Here is a 14,138-nt window from a genome sequence, read left to right on the forward strand (position 1 = left end):
CGAGAACTTAAAACACCGGGGTAAGGCGGCACGCCGATTCCGTGACGGTCAGCCCTCGCGGAGTTCGTCGACGCTCATTCGGGGGTAGTCGCCGTCCATCGCCATCGAGGTCCGGACCGTACAGCCCTCGTAGGCGACGACCATCTCGACCTCCACGAACCGGCCGGTCAGTTCGGCGTAGTCGGCCGACCGCTCGGCCAGTTCCGCCGCCAGGACCTCCTCGAGGATGTCGACGGTCACGGACTCGCAGAACGGCTGGTTCTCGATGGCTTCCTCCATCGCCCGTTCGAGGCTGTCGGCGCTGTCGGGCGAGACCGGCGTGCCGGCGAACTGGTGGTACAGCGTCCCGAACTTGATGCCGGCCTCGAAGCAGGCCTCCTGTGGCGTCGTCGGCTCCATGCCGGGGTTCGGGCGTGCGGCCACAAGTCGTTTCGCTCTCGGAACCCCTTTAGGTCGTGGCCGCCTCCCTCTCGTATGGAATACGAAGCCAGCCTGGACCGGGCGCTGGAGGCCGTTCCCGACATCGAGTCGGGCGGCGACCGGCTCTCGGTCCCGGACGCCGACGCCCAGCCAGACGGCGCGTTCACCCGCTTCAACAACCTCGAGGCCGTCGCCGACGCCCTCAACCGGAGCACCGACCACCTCCACCGGTTCATCCAGCGGTCGCTTGCGACCTCCGGGAAACTCGAGGCGGGCGTGGGCCGCTACAACGGCGAGTTCTCCGAGCGGGAGTTCGAGGCCGCCGTCGAGGAGTACACCGAGGAGTACGTCCGCTGCAGCGAGTGTGGGCTGCCCGACACCCGCCTCGTCCAGGAGGACCGGACGATGATGCTGCGGTGTGACGCCTGTGGGGCGTTCCGGCCGGTTCAGAAGAAGAGCGGGTCGGCGACCACCCAGCAGACGAAAGACGAGGTCGAAGCCGGCGAGACCTACACCGTCGAGGTCACCGATACGGGCCGGAAGGGCGACGGCGTCGCCCACCGCGGCGACTACACTATCTTCGTGCCGGGCGCCAGCGAGGGCGACGTGGTCGAGATATTCATCGAGGACACCAGCGGCAACCTCGCGTTCTCGCGGTTGGCGTAAGCGAGGGCCGACCGGAGAGAGGACCTCGGAATTGCGAACGGGGAACGAAGTGACCCGCGAGCAGCGAGGCCGCAGGGAGTGTAGGGCTGATCGCCGGGAGGACCTCGGAATTGCGAGCGGGGAACGAAGTGACCCGCGAGCAGCGAGGCCGCAGGGAGTGTAGGGCTGATCGCCGGGAGGACCTCGGAATTGCGAGAGGGGAACGAAGTGACCCGCGAGCAGCGAGGCCGCAGGGAGTGTAGGGCTGATCGCCGGGAGGACCTCGGAATTGCGAGCGGGGAACGAAGTGACCCGCGAGCAGCGAGGCCGCAGGGAGTGTAGGGCTGATCGCCGGGAGGACCTCGGAATTGCGAGAGGGGGAACGAAGTGACCCGCGAGCAGCGAGGCCGCAGGGAGTGTAGGGCTGATCGCCGGGAGGACCTCGGAATTGCGAGCGGGGAACGAAGTGACCCGCGAGCAGCGAGGCCGCAGGGAGTGTAGGGCTGATCGCCGGGAGGACCTCGGAATTGCGAGCGGGGAACGAAGTGACCCGCGAACGTCGACTACGGCAGTGGAAGCAGGTTCTTGCCCAGTTCCAGGCTCTTCTCGACGGTCGAGGCGGTAAAGGAGAGCGTCGATGCGGGCGAGGGGAACCGGTCGCCGAACACCCACCGGTAGCTCTGGACGGGCGTCAGCGTCCCCATCGCTATGAGCATGGTCGCGGGGATGTCGACCGTGGCGTGTCCGATCGGCCGGTAGCGGGGGTTGTAGCTGTCCGTCGAGACGACCCACGCGGCGGGGTACTCCCGTATCTGGAGGTGCCGGCCGCGCTCTCGTTCCCGGTAGACGGCGGTCGCGCCCTTGTGTATCGACCACGGGAAGTTCGACCGCCGGAGGTCGATGTCCGCCGGGAGTGCCGGTTCGACGGACTTCGAGAGTCGGACCTCCTCGCCCTCTTCCAGCGAGCGGGCGAGGGTGATGGCCTCGTCCCAGTCGCCGGCGATGCGCTCGTCCATACGCCCCGTAGGAGGGGCGAGGACATAAGCGACAGCAATCGGGAACGTCGGGAGACGGGTCGAACGCCGCTCGGGAGTGCCGGGGAACCGGTCGGTAAAGTGGAATGCTGTATCGGGCTGACGCGGTAGCTACCGAATCCCTATCAGGAACTGGCTGCTGAATATAGATCATGAGTCTGTCGTGACGCAATCAGTGATTCTGAACCCTCAGGCCCGTGAATCCAGTTTTCATACTCGTATCGAACTCCTCGCCAGAACCCCTTTGTAAGCCGCCGGCGACGTGCGACTGATGGGTCGGCCAACTGACCTGACTCCGCGAGATATTGACTTCTACTACGCCCACCGTGTACAGGATGTCTGGGCGGCTGTTCACGCCTGTGAACGAGTTCATGAGGAGGGGGAAAATCGTTTCGAGGCAGTCTGTGGCCTCGCCTCAGGGGATGTGTCGACAATCTCCTCGGAGGACGTGTACGACTCCGTCGAGGAAGCGTTCCGTTCGGACACGAACCCGTGTGCCCTCTGTCGCGAGACCGGAGCGTTTGCTCTGGACAGCAATAGCTGAGCTACCGACCACATTATCCGCCGCCCGTACCGCATCAAATGGTCTGTGCTTGGAAGGCGCACCGTGCAAGATACGCGCCCTGTATTCAGCACGCCGCCGAAAATATCGACGCGAACTGGTAGAAGCTACAACGGTACATTCGCACACACATCTGAACACCGCCCTCCCGCCAGCCCCACGCATTATGTACCGCCGACGTAGAAGGGTAGCCAATGGCCGACGACGACGACCGACAGCGACCCCTGCTCGACCCGACGCTGTTCGCGCCGACGGAACTGCTCGCCGAGGACGTCGACCACAGCATCGACGTCGGCGACACCAGCGTCGAGGTCCACCACACTCTCGATGTCGACCACGAAATTCCCGTCCGCCGGATCGAGTTGGGCGTCCTCGCCTTCGCGCTGCTCGTGGTCGGGTTCGGCGTTCTCACGCCGGTCGGCGCAACCGTCCAGGTCAGCGCCGCGCTGGCCGTCGTGCTGGTCGGGAACGTCCTGGTGCGGGCGCTCGGTCGCTGAGCCTCGCCGCCGATTTTATCACCGGACCGCGCGACGGCACCGACATGGAGGTCCGCGAGGAGGTACGGCGGATATACCGGGAGTCGGTCGGCATCCTCTCGGTGAGCCTCCTCGGCGGGCTGTTCGCGGGCGCGGTGCTGGGCAGCGACGCGATGCGGGCTGCGTTCCGGCAGTACCCCGGCCTGCTGCTGTTGCTCCCCGCCTTCCTCGCCACGCGGGGCAACGTCTACGGCGCCTTCGGTGCGCGGCTCTCCTCGGGGCTCCACCAGGGGCTCATCGAACCGGACCTGGCGTACGACGAACGGCTCGTCAACGCCGTCGTCGCCTCCTTCGTCAACGGCATCGGCATCTCGGTACTCGTCGGCGCCCTCTCGTGGGGGATCCTGCAGGCGCTCGGCCGCGAATCCGCCCGGCTGGTCGAGTTGGTCGGCATCACGTTCGTCTCGGGCGTACTGACCTCGGTCGTCCTCGTGTTCGGCCTGCTACTCCTGGTGTTCGGCAGCTACGAGTTCGGCCTCGATCCCGACAACCTGATCGGCCCCATCGTGACGATGCTGGGCGACGTCTTCGGCGTCGTCTTCCTCTACGTCGCCGTCGTCGTCGTTGGGGTGGTGCTGTGACCGACGAACTGGGCACCTGGCGGGCCCGGAGCATCGTTGCGACCATGTTCCCGCTTCTGGTCGCGCTGTCTGTCCTGGAGATGGGGTCGGGCTACGTCCTCGAAACGCTCGAGTCGACCTACCTCGACAATCCGACGCTCTTGGTGCTCGTGCCCGTCATGATAGGGATGGGCGGGAACCTCGGCGCCATCTTCTCGGCGCGACTCTCGACGCGACTGCACCTGGGGACGCTCTCGTTCGACCCTCGCGACGAGGCGCTGTGGGCCAACGTCGCCGCTATCATGCTGCTGGCGGCGACGGTCTTCTCGGCGCTGGGCGTCGCCGCCTGGGTCGTCGGCCGGACCATCGCCCGCCCGATGGCGTTCGTCGACCTGTTCGTCATCTCGGTCGTCAGCGGCCTGCTGCTGGCGGCGCTCGCCGTCGTCATCTCCGTCGCCGCGACGTACGTCTCCTACCGGCGCGGACTCGACCCCGACGACACCACCATCCCCGTCGTCACGAACGTCTGCGACATCCTCGGCGTGCTCGTCCTCTCGGGCGTCGCAACGCTCGTGCTGTAGCCTCACGCCGCCAGGTCCCGGAACTCCGCCGCGGATGTCCGGGTCCCCTTGGCGATGACGACGTCGCCGGCGGAAAGCGTCGCGTCGGCCGCCGGCGCGAGCATCCAGTCGTCGCCCCGGCGGATGGCCAGCACGTTCAGGCCGAGTTCGGCGGTCGGGACGCCGTCGGCGACCCGCTCGCCGTCGAGGGCGCTGTCCTCGCCGACGGCGACCCGGACGAGGATCTCGTCGGACTCCTGGACCGCCAACTCGACGACCGGGTGGACCGACAGCCCCCGGAGGACGCCCTCGGTGATGTCGAGGGCGGCGTCGCTTATCACCTCCGTCGAGACGCCGAGGTGGATGAGCCCCCGCAGCGCGACCGGGTCTTCGGCGTCGGCGGCCGCCCGGAGCAGCCACGCCTCGAACCGCGACCGCAGGGCGTCGACCTCGACCTCGAGGTTGCGCACCTCCTCGGCGAGGTCGTCGTTGTCGAAGAGGATGCTCCCGTAGGCGAGGTCGACCGCCAGTTCCGAGAGGTTCTTCATCAGGACGATGGAGTCGACGGCCCGCTCGAGGTCGTCGATCTCCGACTCGGGCAGGTCCGGCGACTCGAAGGCCTCGCCGGTGACCGTCTCGTAGACCTCGCCGACCGTCCGCTCCGGTCCCCGGAGGATACAGCGGTCGCCGGCCCGGACGGTGGTGTCGGGCCCGGGGTTGAACAGCCAGTCGTCCCCGCGGTGGATGGCGATGACGCGGACGCCGGTCTCGCTCTCGAGGTTGATGTCGAGCAGCGTCCGGTCGGCGTACGGCGAGTCGGGCGCGACCGTGCCGCGGACGAGCACCTCGATGGCCTCCGGGAGCGCCGCCCGCATCGCATCCGGCAGCCCGATGTCCTCGAGGACGATCTTGGCGATGTCGCCGGCGGCGTCGCTGATGCGGTCGGCGCCGGCCGCCAGCCCGAGCACCGGTGCCAGCGCCTCCACCTCGTCGGGGTTGCGGGCGGCCATCATCAGGCTCATCCGCGCGCGCAACTGCAGGACGTCCATCTTCTCCTCGAGGGCGAGCACCTCCCGTGCCAGGTCCGCGTTGCCGTGCAGCACCGCCGAGTACGAGAGGTCGATGAGCAGTTCGGAGGTGTCCTTCATCTCGACCAGTAGCTCCTTGACGTTCATCGGCTCGTAGGCGACGCGCTCGGCCGGGGCCTCCCCCTCGAAGCCTGCCATACCGCTCCAATACGGAGCGGGTATGAAAAGGGTTGGTGGGCCGCGAGGCGCGACCGCAGGGAGCGCCTCGGACTGCGCGAGCGGGGAGCGGAGCGACCCGCGAGCGGCCGGACGGTCGCCTCACGCTGTTCGGCGACCGCCGAACGAGCGAGGCACGACAACCGGCCCGTCGGCTTATCCCGCTCGGACCCGAAGGTGGGTCGATGAGCGGCCCGAGCACCCTCGAGGTGGACCTCCACGTCCACAGCGAGGCCTCATACGACGGCCACGAGCCCGTGGAGATGATACTCGAGCACGCCGCGGACATCGACCTCGATGCCGTCGTCGTCACCGACCACGACGTCATCTCGGCCTCGCTGGAGGCCGCCGAGCGGGCCCGTGAGTACGGTCTCGTGGGGGTTCCGGGCGTCGAGGTGTCGACCGCCGACGGCCATCTGCTGGCCATCGGTGTCGAGGAGATGCCGCCGGTCGGCCGGCCGGTCGGCGAGACCATCGACGCGGTCCAGGGGGCCGGCGGCGTCGCGGTCGTCCCGCACCCGTTCCAGCGGACGCGTCACGGCGTCCGCAAGCGCCGCCTCAAGCGGGTCGACCCCGACGCCATCGAGACGTACAACGCCTGGCTGTTCACGGGCTACCGGAACCGGCGGGCGCGGGCGTACGCCGGCCGGTACGGCTACCCCGCCGTCGGCGGCAGCGACGCCCACTCGCTTCTGACCGTCGGCCGCGCGTTCACCGAGATTCGGGTCGAGAGTCCCATCGCCGACGTCGAGAGCGCCGACGTCGTGGAGGCCATCCGCGCCGGCGACACCGCCATCCGCGGCCAGCGGGCGTCGCTGAAGCGCTGCAGCGGCCACTACACGAAGGCGGCCGCCCGGAAGACGGCGTGGGCCGGCCGGACCGCCGCCAGGAAGGGGTCCAACGGCGCTCGCTACGCCGTCTCGGCGGCCGTCCCGTTCGTCTGACGGGGGCCGTCGACGCGGCGAACGCTTTTGGCCGCCGCCGCCGAGATGGGGGCCATGAACCCGGTTTCGACCGCCGGTGCGGTGCTCCTGGCCGTCGGCCTCGTGGGGTACGGCGTCGGCGTCGCCGTCCCCTACCCCGGCCGGGCCTTCTCGCTGACGGCCGTCGCGCTCGGCATCGTCCTAGTGGCCATCGGCCCCTCCCTGGAGGAGGCGACGCCATGACCGTCCGCGCGGTGGTCTACGACGCCGGCGGCACCACCGAGTACGACGACATCGCGGCCGCGAGGGCCGCGAGCGGCACCACCTGGGTCCGCGTCGACGAGGCGACGACGGCCGAGATCGAGGCGGTCGCCGACGCCTTCGACATCCACCGTCTCACCGTCGACGACATCGTCAACGGGGTGCGGCCGAAGACCGAGGAGTTCCCCGAGTACACGTTCGTCCTGGTGAAGACCGCCGAGTTGACCCGCGGCGAGACGACCTTCGAGGAGGAGGTCCGCGACGAACCCGTCGGACTGTTCTTCGGCGACGACTGGCTGGTCTCGCTGTCGACCTACGACGACGACCCCATCGGCCGGGTCTGGGAGGCCGTCGTCCGGGGCGACGAGCGCCTCCTCCAGCGCGGGCCGGCCTTCACCGCCTACCGCGCCATCGACGTCGTCGTCGACGAGTACTTCGCGCTACTCGACCACGTCGGCGACGCCATCGAGTCCATCGAGGAGGACGTCCTCGACGCGAGCGGTGCCGACGTCCTCGAGGAAATCAACGCCGTCCGGAGGGACCTGCTGTCCTTCCGCAAACTGGCGTGGCCGACCCGGGAGGCGCTGTCGGTGCTGGCCCGCGGCGACCCCGCACACGTCGAACCCGAGACGGAGAAGTACTTCCGGGATGTCTACGACCACCTCGTCCAGGTGGTCGACCTCATCGAGACGTACCGCGACCTCGTGGCCGGTGCCCGGGACATCTACCTCAACACGCTGTCGCAGTCCAGCAACGAGGTGATGAAGGTGTTGACCGTCATCGCCACCATCTTCCTGCCGCTGACGTTCGTCGCCGGCGTCTACGGCATGAACTTCGCCGGCGGACCGTACAACATGCCCGAACTCGGCTGGCGGTTCGGCTACCCTGCCGCGATGGCCGGCATGCTGTGTATCGGGCTGGCGATGCTGTGGGCGTTCCGCCGGAAGGAGTACCTCTAGCGGGCCGCCTCCCGGGCCGCCAGTGTGCCCGGCCGCCACACCGGGCGCGGGCTTTTGTCGGTCCGTCCCCGACCACCGGTATGAGCGACACCGAACCCGTCCCGACCGTCCGCGTGTACGCCGACTACGTCTGCCCGTTCTGCTATCTCGGCTACGCCTCGCTGGAGGAGTACCGCGAGACCCGGGAGGCGCCGCTGGAGACCGACTGGCAGCCTTTCGATCTCCGTTCCCGGAAGCGGCGGTCCGACGGCAGCATCGACCACTCGGTCGACGACGGAAAGGACGAGTCCTACTACGAGGAGGCCCGGAAGAACGTCCGACGGCTGGCCGAGGAGTACGACGTCGAGATGGCGGGCGAACTTCGCAAGGACGTCGACAGTTACGACGCCCAGCGGGTCGCGCTCCGCGCCCGCGAGGAACACCCCGACGCCTTCGAGGCGTTCCACCGGGGCGTCTTCGAGGCGCTCTGGACGGAGGCCCGCGACGTCGGCGACGCCGACGTACTGGCCGAGGTGGCGGCCGACGCCGGCCTCCCCGAGGGCTACGTCGCCGAGACGCTGGCCGACGACGACAGCGCGACGGCCCTGGAATCCGCCTTCGAGGCGGCCCAGGAACGAGGAATCACCGGCGTCCCGACGTTCGTCCACGACGAGTACGCCGCCCGCGGTGCGGTGCCACCGGAACAGCTCCGCCGGCTGGTCGAAGGGGCTTAAACGGCCGGCACAGCGCGGCGTGAGGCCTATTCCCGGCCGCTCGAAGCCTCGCCCGTCCCGAAGATGAACACGACACGCCTGCACGCCGGCGACGACGGCCGGTACGGCCAGTTCCGGGTCGACGGTAGCCTCGTCGTCTACGACCGGGAGAACCCCAGCGCGTGGGTCCACGTCGAGTCGCCCGCCACCGTCGAGACCTAGGGGAACTCGACGCCGGTCGCGTCCTCGGAGACCCGCCAGAGTCGCTCGGCGGTCGCCTCGTCGTACGACTGGCTCGCCGAGTGCTGTTTCTCGGGGGCGCCGCGCATGTTCAGGAGGCCGCCGGGACCGACGTAGTCGCCGCCCTCGACGTCGTCGGCCGTCGCCGCGTACAGCAGCGGCCACGCGCCGGCCTCGGCCGACTGGGCCAGGAGAGCGTTCGCGGCCTTCATCGCCAGTTTGCGGACCCTGGACCCCTCGGCCTCCGGACCGCGGTACTGGAGGTTCGTCGCCGCGTAGCCCGGGTGACAGCCCACGCTCGTCAGTTCGTCGCCGTACCGCCGGTCGAGTTCGTACGCGAAGAGGAGGTTCGCCAGTTTGCTCCGGGCGTAGGCGTCCCACTTGTCGTAGTCCTCGACGCCGTGGAGGTCCTCGAAGTCCATCTCGCCGCGGGCGTGCATGCCGCTGCTCTGGGTGACGACGCGGGGGTCGGGCGCCTCCCGCAACTGCTCGAACAGCAGGCCCGTCAGCGCGAAGTGTCCGAGGTGGTTGACGCCGAACTGCGTCTCGAAGCCGTCGGCCGTCTCGCTGCGGGGAATCGCCATCACGCCGGCGTTGTTACAGAGAACGTCGAGTCGGGCGAGTTCCTCGTCGGTCCAGGCGGCGAACGCCCGCACCGACGACAGATCCGCCAGGTCAAGTTCCCGGACGGTGAGCGACGCGCCCGGGTAGTCGTCGCGTATCCCCTCGCGGGCGCGTTCGGCGTCGTCGAGGCTCCGGCACGCCATCACGACGTGGGCACCCGCGCCGGCGAGTTCCCGGGTCGCCTCCAGTCCGATGCCGCTGTTGGCGCCGGTGACGACGACGGTTCGACCGGTACAGTCCGGCAATTCGTCGGCAGTCCAGTCGGCCATACGCCCACCTCGGGGGCCGGCCGAATACGTCTTCCGCGACGGCGGCAACCGGAACTGCGTTCACTATTTATATGCCCGTTCATGTCAGGCGAAACGCCGATGCGTGCGGGACCGCCGGATACTGGTATGCGTCAGGCACACCTGCGAGCGCTGCTCGCCGTCGCCGCGTTCTGTCTGGCGGTCGGTGCCCTCGGCGGCGTCGCCGCTGCCCAGGACCTCGGCGACTCGGAAATCGACTCGAACACCTCCGTCACGGTCGACGACCAGGGCGGGTTCGCCAGCGTCGAGTGCGTCGGCTCCCCCACCGAGCACGACTGCGACAAGCGCGGCGCGCTCGACGCCGGGCCTGTCGCAATCGACTACGAGGGGTTCAACGACGACAGCCTCGAGAAGCGCTCGTCGAACTTCGGCGACACCTTCGTCATCACGGTGGGCGACCGGCAGTTCACCGTCGCGTTCACCTGTGACATCGGTCTCGAAGCCCCCGAGGGCAACCCCTGTCCGGTCGAACCGCCCGACCCCGGCGGCAACTGAACCGACAGCGACCGCCCCGGTCCTTCCGTTTCACGTCCCGACACGGCCCACAGAGTATAGGCCGCTCGCGTCCGAACCCGTTCTCGAATGCCGGCTATCCAGACGAGAGAGCTGTCGAAGCGGTACGGTGACGTGGTCGCGCTCGACTCGCTCTCTTTGGCCGTCGAGGACGGCGAGTGCTACGGCTTCCTCGGGCCGAACGGCGCGGGCAAGTCGACCACCATCAACATCCTGACCGGCCAGCTCGTCCCGGACTCGGGTGAGGCACGGGTCGCCGGCGTCGACCCCGTCGAGACGCCCGTCGAGGCCCGGCGACGCGTCGGCATCCTGCCGGAGAGCGGCCGGCCCCCCTCGTTTCTGACCGTCCGGGAGTACTTCGAGTTCGCCGCCACGACCCGCGGGCTCGAGGAGTCGACGATGGACGAGCGGGTCGACCGCTGGGCCGAGCGCCTCGAGTTCGCCCACAAGCTCGACACGCTGTGCACCGACCTCTCGCAGGGCGAACGGCAGAAGGTGCTCATCACGCAGGCGTTCATCCACGAGCCGCGGGTCGTCTTCATCGACGAGCCGCTGACGAACCTCGACCCCATCATGCAGGAGCGGGTCAAGGAGTTCTTCGAGACCTACCGGTCGGCCGGCAACACGCTGTTCCTGTCGACGCACTTCGTGGAGACGGCCGCCGAGGTCTGCACCCAGGTCGGCATCATCAACCGCGGGCGGCTGCTGGAGGAGCTGCGGCCCCGCGGGATGGACGGCGACGCCCTGCTCGACCGGTTCTTCACGTCGGTCGACGAGGACGTGACCGAGGCCACCCTCACGAGGTCGGCATGAGCCTCTCGACGGGCTACCTCCTGCGGCTGATGGCCATAGAGGAGTGGCGACTGCACAGCCGCACCTTCGGCGGGCGACGGTTCGCGCTGTTTCCGGTGTTCGTCGCCGCCGTCGCCGGCGGCACCGCCGCCTTCTTCGCGCTTGCGGACGCCGAGACCGGCCTGCTCGTCGACGGCCTGCACCTGGTCGTCGCCGCGCTCGGCCTGCAGGTCGGCACCGTCGGTCTCGTCGGCCGCGACGCCCTCGAGGACCTGCTCGGGGAGACGACGCTGCTGCTGTTCTCGGCACGCACCCTCCCCGTCGAGCCCCGAACGCTCCTCGTCGCCTTCCTCGTGAAGGACGTCGCGTACTACGCCGTCCTCTTTCTGCTGCCGCTGACGGTCGGACTCGTCCCGCTGGTGGTCATGGCGGACGTGGCGGCGACGCGGCTCCCGCTGCTTTTCGTCACGAGCGTCGGCGTCTTCGCGGTCGGCGTCGCCGCCAGTTTCGCGCTGGTGGGCATCCACACCCGCTCGCGGGTCGCCTCGGCGCTGGTCGCGCTGGGCGCCGTCGCCGCGCTCGTCGTCGACGGCGGTCGCCTGCTGGCGTTCACGCCGTACGGTCTTCTGTCGGGAATCACGCCGGCGGCCGTCGTCGGCAGCGTCCTGAGTCCCGTCGCGCTCGGTGCGGTCGGTGTCGGGCTGTTCCGGTTCGACCGCCGGACGCCGACCCGGACCGCCGACGACCGCTTCGGGACGCTGCACCGGGCGCTCGGCGCGGCCGACACGCAGGGCCTCCTGGCGAAGTCGCTGCTGGACGTCGTCCGCTCGTCGGGCGGGCTCTGGAAGGTCGTCTTCTCGCAGGGGCTGGTCTTCGCCGTCCTGGCCGTCCTGCTGGCATTCCTGCCGGACGTGGTGCCGGTCCGACCCGAACCCGGCCTCACCATCGCCGGCGTGCTCGCGCTCGGCTCGTTCACGACCTACAACTGGCTCTGCCAGTTCGACGACACGGACTTCTACCTCCGGTATCCGGTCGAGCTATCCGAGGTCTTCCGGGCGAAACTGCTGGGCTTCTGTCTGCTGGCGCTGCCGTCGGGGCTGGCCTTCCTCGGCGCCGGCGTCCTCGTGTTCGGCACCGGGACGATGCTCGTCGGCGTCGCCGTCTTCGCGCCGCTGTGTCTGTACGTCTTCGGCGTCACCACCTACGTCGCCGGGCTGGAACCGACCGAACTCCTGTTCGACACGCCCGTCTTCGCCGGCTTCACGCTGGCGATGATGGTCGTCCTCATCCCGCTGGTGGTCGCCGCCATCGCGTTCACGCTGGCGCCGACGGGGCTGGCGCTCGGCAGCGTCGCCTACGCCGCGCTGTCGGGGGTCGCCGGCATCGCGCTGTACCGACGGGCCGGGCCGCGGTGGGAGCGGAAGGCACTCGCCGGGACGGACTGAGCGGCCCGGGCGTCCCGGTCGACGAAGACGACCATCCCGTCGAAGGACGACCCGCCAGTGGTCCGGTGGAGGAAGCCGTACCGCTCGTAGTCGTCCGGGATTCGCTCGCGGAGGTCGTCGTCGACCGCCAGCCGTCCCGCTTCCCGCCGGCACTCGACGGTCCTGTCGAGCGTACAGTCGGCCTCCGCGACCACCACGGGCGGTAGCTCCTCCGGAACCGCGTCGGCGCTGCCCGCACAGGTCACCGACGCGCCCGGGCCTTCGAGGTACCACGCCAGCGGGAGCGTCCGGGTCCAGCGGATGCATTCGGGGCTCCGGAACCCGCCGTCGCCGACGAAGTCGTCGCTGCCGTAGACGAGGACGTCGGGACCGGACTCGTGGGTGGCAGCGACGGCGGCTATCTCGTCGACCGGCTGGCGCATCTCCTGCTGTGGCTGGGCGAACTGCACCAGGTCGTTGTCCGGGCTGGTCGGCTGGACGAACGCGGCCGAGGCGCCGACGACGGCCACCTGCCCGACGACGAGGACGAGGAGGACGCCGACGATGCCGGCGCTGATGCGGTCGGCGTCGGCCAGTGCCTCCCGGCCCACCTCGATTAGCGTCCCGAGGCCGACCGCCGCCGGCACCGAGAGCGGCACCAGGGCGTTGACGATTATCCAGGCGCCCCAGATGTCGGTCCCGAGCGGGTAGCCGACGACGCTGGCGAACCCCCAGTAGCTACAGCCGAGGACGAGCTTTCGGGCCTCCTCGCGGCGAGTCAGTTCCGCGAGAAAGCCGGCGACCGAGAGGACGACGAGTGCGCCGGCGTACTCGACGCTCGTCGACACGAACCGCTCGAGGTTGCTCCGGTAGGCGGCGAGGTCCTTCTCCTCGCCCTGGCCGAACCAGTACTCCATCCCCGTCCGGATGTCCGTCCACATCGTGTCGAAGGTGGCGCCGAGGTTGCCGGTCCAGAGTCCCGCGTCGCCGCCACGGGGCGCGTACAGGAAGACGACGACGGCGACGGCGACGGCCGCGGCGCCGAGCAGATAGGCGCCCGCCGCGTACAGCCGGCGTTTCGCGGGGTCGCGGCGGTATCGCTCCCGGCGCGCCTCGACCCACTCGCCCAGCGTGGTCCGGGCGCCGACGGGCGGCGCGAGACCGACTCGGCTCCCGGCCAGCAGCAGCCCCGTCGCACCGAACCAACAGAGGACGTAGACGACGGCGTTCTCCTTGGCGCCGAAGCCGAGCGCCAGGAACGACGCTGCGACGAGGAGATAGCCGTGTCCGTCGCCGTCGTACCACCGGACCAGCGCGGCGAAGGCGACGAAGCAGAAGGCGGCGACGAACACCGTCGACCGCGCGAACCGCGAGTAGTACAGGAGGATGGGGTCGACCGCAAGGAAGACGGCGAGCGCGACGACCTCGACATCGTCGAGGTGCTGGCGGAACCACAGCGCCACGAGCGGCAGCAGGCCGCCCACGAGGGCGACCGGCGCCCGCATCACGAAGTCCGAGGCGCCGAAGACCGCGAACAGCGCCGCGTGGAGGTGCTGCATCAGCGGACCGTGGATGATGTACCGGTAACTGGTCGCGCCGGTTTCGAGGTAGTCCAGCCCCCACCAGGCGACGCGGGCCTCATCGAAGTGGGCGACCCGCGACCCCAGCAGGACGAACCGGGCCACGAGCGCGAGGACGGTGATAGCGACGACGGCCCGGACGGTTCGGTCGCCGCGGTTCATCGACGGGCGTCGGGGGCGGACGGGCGGGCGGTCGAGCTATCCTGGCGGGCGACGACCCCGCGGGGGCGACAGCCGGCGGGCGGTCGACCCCGGGACGGA

Annotated in this window: 17 protein-coding genes; 12 read left to right on the plus strand and 5 right to left on the minus strand. The window is 69.5% G+C overall.

The window, feature by feature from the left end:
* Positions 1 to 48: 48 nt before the first annotated feature.
* Entirely contained in the window at positions 49 to 399 is a 351-nt protein-coding gene (locus tag NLF94_RS17945; RefSeq protein ID WP_254841446.1) for a dihydroneopterin aldolase family protein, read from the minus strand.
* A 75-nt stretch (positions 400 to 474) separates the two neighbouring features.
* On the opposite strand from NLF94_RS17945, the gene NLF94_RS17950 reads away from it, so the two are divergent.
* Positions 475 to 1,086: a translation initiation factor IF-2 subunit beta gene (locus tag NLF94_RS17950; protein ID WP_254839011.1), complete on the plus strand. Its 612-nt coding sequence runs from the start codon at positions 475 to 477 to the stop codon at positions 1,084 to 1,086.
* A 542-nt stretch (positions 1,087 to 1,628) separates the two neighbouring features.
* Here the strand turns inward: NLF94_RS17950 and NLF94_RS17955 are convergent.
* Complete coding sequence (locus tag NLF94_RS17955; protein WP_254839012.1) at positions 1,629 to 2,081, minus strand: hypothetical protein; 453 nt, start codon at positions 2,079 to 2,081, stop codon at positions 1,629 to 1,631.
* 774 nt (positions 2,082 to 2,855) lie between these two features.
* Here NLF94_RS17955 and NLF94_RS17960 point away from each other — a divergent pair.
* Genes NLF94_RS17960 through NLF94_RS17970 form a run of 3 tightly spaced genes read left to right on the plus strand, consistent with a single transcriptional unit; the run spans position 2,856 to position 4,338 of the window.
* Positions 2,856 to 3,158: a hypothetical protein gene (locus NLF94_RS17960; protein ID WP_254839013.1), complete on the plus strand. Its 303-nt coding sequence runs from the start codon at positions 2,856 to 2,858 to the stop codon at positions 3,156 to 3,158.
* A 44-nt stretch (positions 3,159 to 3,202) separates the two neighbouring features.
* Positions 3,203 to 3,778 carry a magnesium transporter gene (locus NLF94_RS17965; RefSeq protein WP_254839014.1) on the plus strand — a complete coding sequence of 192 codons (576 nt, stop codon included), beginning with the start codon at positions 3,203 to 3,205 and terminating at the stop codon, positions 3,776 to 3,778.
* A 44-nt stretch (positions 3,779 to 3,822) separates the two neighbouring features.
* Entirely contained in the window at positions 3,823 to 4,338 is a 516-nt protein-coding gene (locus NLF94_RS17970) for a magnesium transporter (RefSeq protein ID WP_254841447.1), read from the plus strand.
* 2 nt (positions 4,339 to 4,340) lie between these two features.
* Here the strand turns inward: NLF94_RS17970 and NLF94_RS17975 are convergent, their stop codons facing one another.
* Entirely contained in the window at positions 4,341 to 5,543 is a 1,203-nt protein-coding gene (locus NLF94_RS17975; protein WP_254839015.1) for a potassium channel family protein, read from the minus strand.
* A gap of 203 nt (positions 5,544 to 5,746) precedes the next feature.
* Here NLF94_RS17975 and NLF94_RS17980 point away from each other — a divergent pair, with 203 nt between their 5' ends.
* The 5 genes from NLF94_RS17980 to NLF94_RS18000 all read left to right on the plus strand — a co-directional run bounded on the left by NLF94_RS17980 (position 5,747) and on the right by NLF94_RS18000 (position 8,618).
* Entirely contained in the window at positions 5,747 to 6,505 is a 759-nt protein-coding gene (locus tag NLF94_RS17980; RefSeq protein ID WP_254839016.1) for a CehA/McbA family metallohydrolase, read from the plus strand.
* A gap of 54 nt (positions 6,506 to 6,559) precedes the next feature.
* Positions 6,560 to 6,727, plus strand: a complete 168-nt coding sequence (locus NLF94_RS17985) for a hypothetical protein (protein ID WP_254839017.1) — start codon at positions 6,560 to 6,562, stop codon at positions 6,725 to 6,727.
* The gene (gene corA / locus NLF94_RS17990; RefSeq protein ID WP_254839018.1) at positions 6,724 to 7,704 is read left to right on the plus strand and encodes a magnesium/cobalt transporter CorA; all 981 of its coding nucleotides are present in this window, start codon (positions 6,724 to 6,726) and stop codon (positions 7,702 to 7,704) included. Before NLF94_RS17985 ends, corA begins: the two co-directional genes overlap by 4 nt.
* A gap of 80 nt (positions 7,705 to 7,784) precedes the next feature.
* Positions 7,785 to 8,417: a DsbA family oxidoreductase gene (locus tag NLF94_RS17995; RefSeq protein ID WP_254839019.1), complete on the plus strand. Its 633-nt coding sequence runs from the start codon at positions 7,785 to 7,787 to the stop codon at positions 8,415 to 8,417.
* Positions 8,418 to 8,480: 63 nt separating this feature from the next.
* On the plus strand, positions 8,481 to 8,618 hold the full coding sequence (locus tag NLF94_RS18000; RefSeq protein ID WP_254839020.1) for a DUF7331 family protein: 138 nt from the start codon (positions 8,481 to 8,483) through the stop codon (positions 8,616 to 8,618).
* On the opposite strand, the gene NLF94_RS18005 is transcribed toward NLF94_RS18000, so the two are convergent.
* Entirely contained in the window at positions 8,615 to 9,529 is a 915-nt protein-coding gene (locus NLF94_RS18005) for an oxidoreductase (RefSeq protein ID WP_254839021.1), read from the minus strand. The genes NLF94_RS18000 and NLF94_RS18005 overlap by 4 nt on opposite strands.
* A 126-nt stretch (positions 9,530 to 9,655) precedes the next feature.
* Between NLF94_RS18005 and NLF94_RS18010 the strand changes: the two genes are divergently transcribed.
* From NLF94_RS18010 to NLF94_RS18020, 3 genes are all read left to right on the plus strand, one after another.
* The gene (locus NLF94_RS18010; RefSeq protein ID WP_254839022.1) at positions 9,656 to 10,063 is read left to right on the plus strand and encodes a hypothetical protein; all 408 of its coding nucleotides are present in this window, start codon (positions 9,656 to 9,658) and stop codon (positions 10,061 to 10,063) included.
* An 87-nt stretch (positions 10,064 to 10,150) separates the two neighbouring features.
* On the plus strand, positions 10,151 to 10,894 hold the full coding sequence (locus NLF94_RS18015) for an ABC transporter ATP-binding protein (protein WP_254839023.1): 744 nt from the start codon (positions 10,151 to 10,153) through the stop codon (positions 10,892 to 10,894).
* Complete coding sequence (locus NLF94_RS18020) at positions 10,891 to 12,318, plus strand: hypothetical protein (protein WP_254839024.1); 1,428 nt, start codon at positions 10,891 to 10,893, stop codon at positions 12,316 to 12,318. Before NLF94_RS18015 ends, NLF94_RS18020 begins: the two co-directional genes overlap by 4 nt.
* Here the strand turns inward: NLF94_RS18020 and NLF94_RS18025 are convergent.
* Complete coding sequence (locus tag NLF94_RS18025; RefSeq protein WP_254839025.1) at positions 12,228 to 14,039, minus strand: flippase activity-associated protein Agl23; 1,812 nt, start codon at positions 14,037 to 14,039, stop codon at positions 12,228 to 12,230. The two genes, NLF94_RS18020 and NLF94_RS18025, sit on opposite strands and share 91 nt — an antisense overlap.
* Positions 14,040 to 14,138 lie beyond the last annotated feature (99 nt).

Source organism: Natronomonas marina (genome assembly GCF_024298905.1).
GTDB classification, from domain to species: Archaea; Halobacteriota; Halobacteria; order Halobacteriales; family Haloarculaceae; genus Natronomonas; species Natronomonas marina.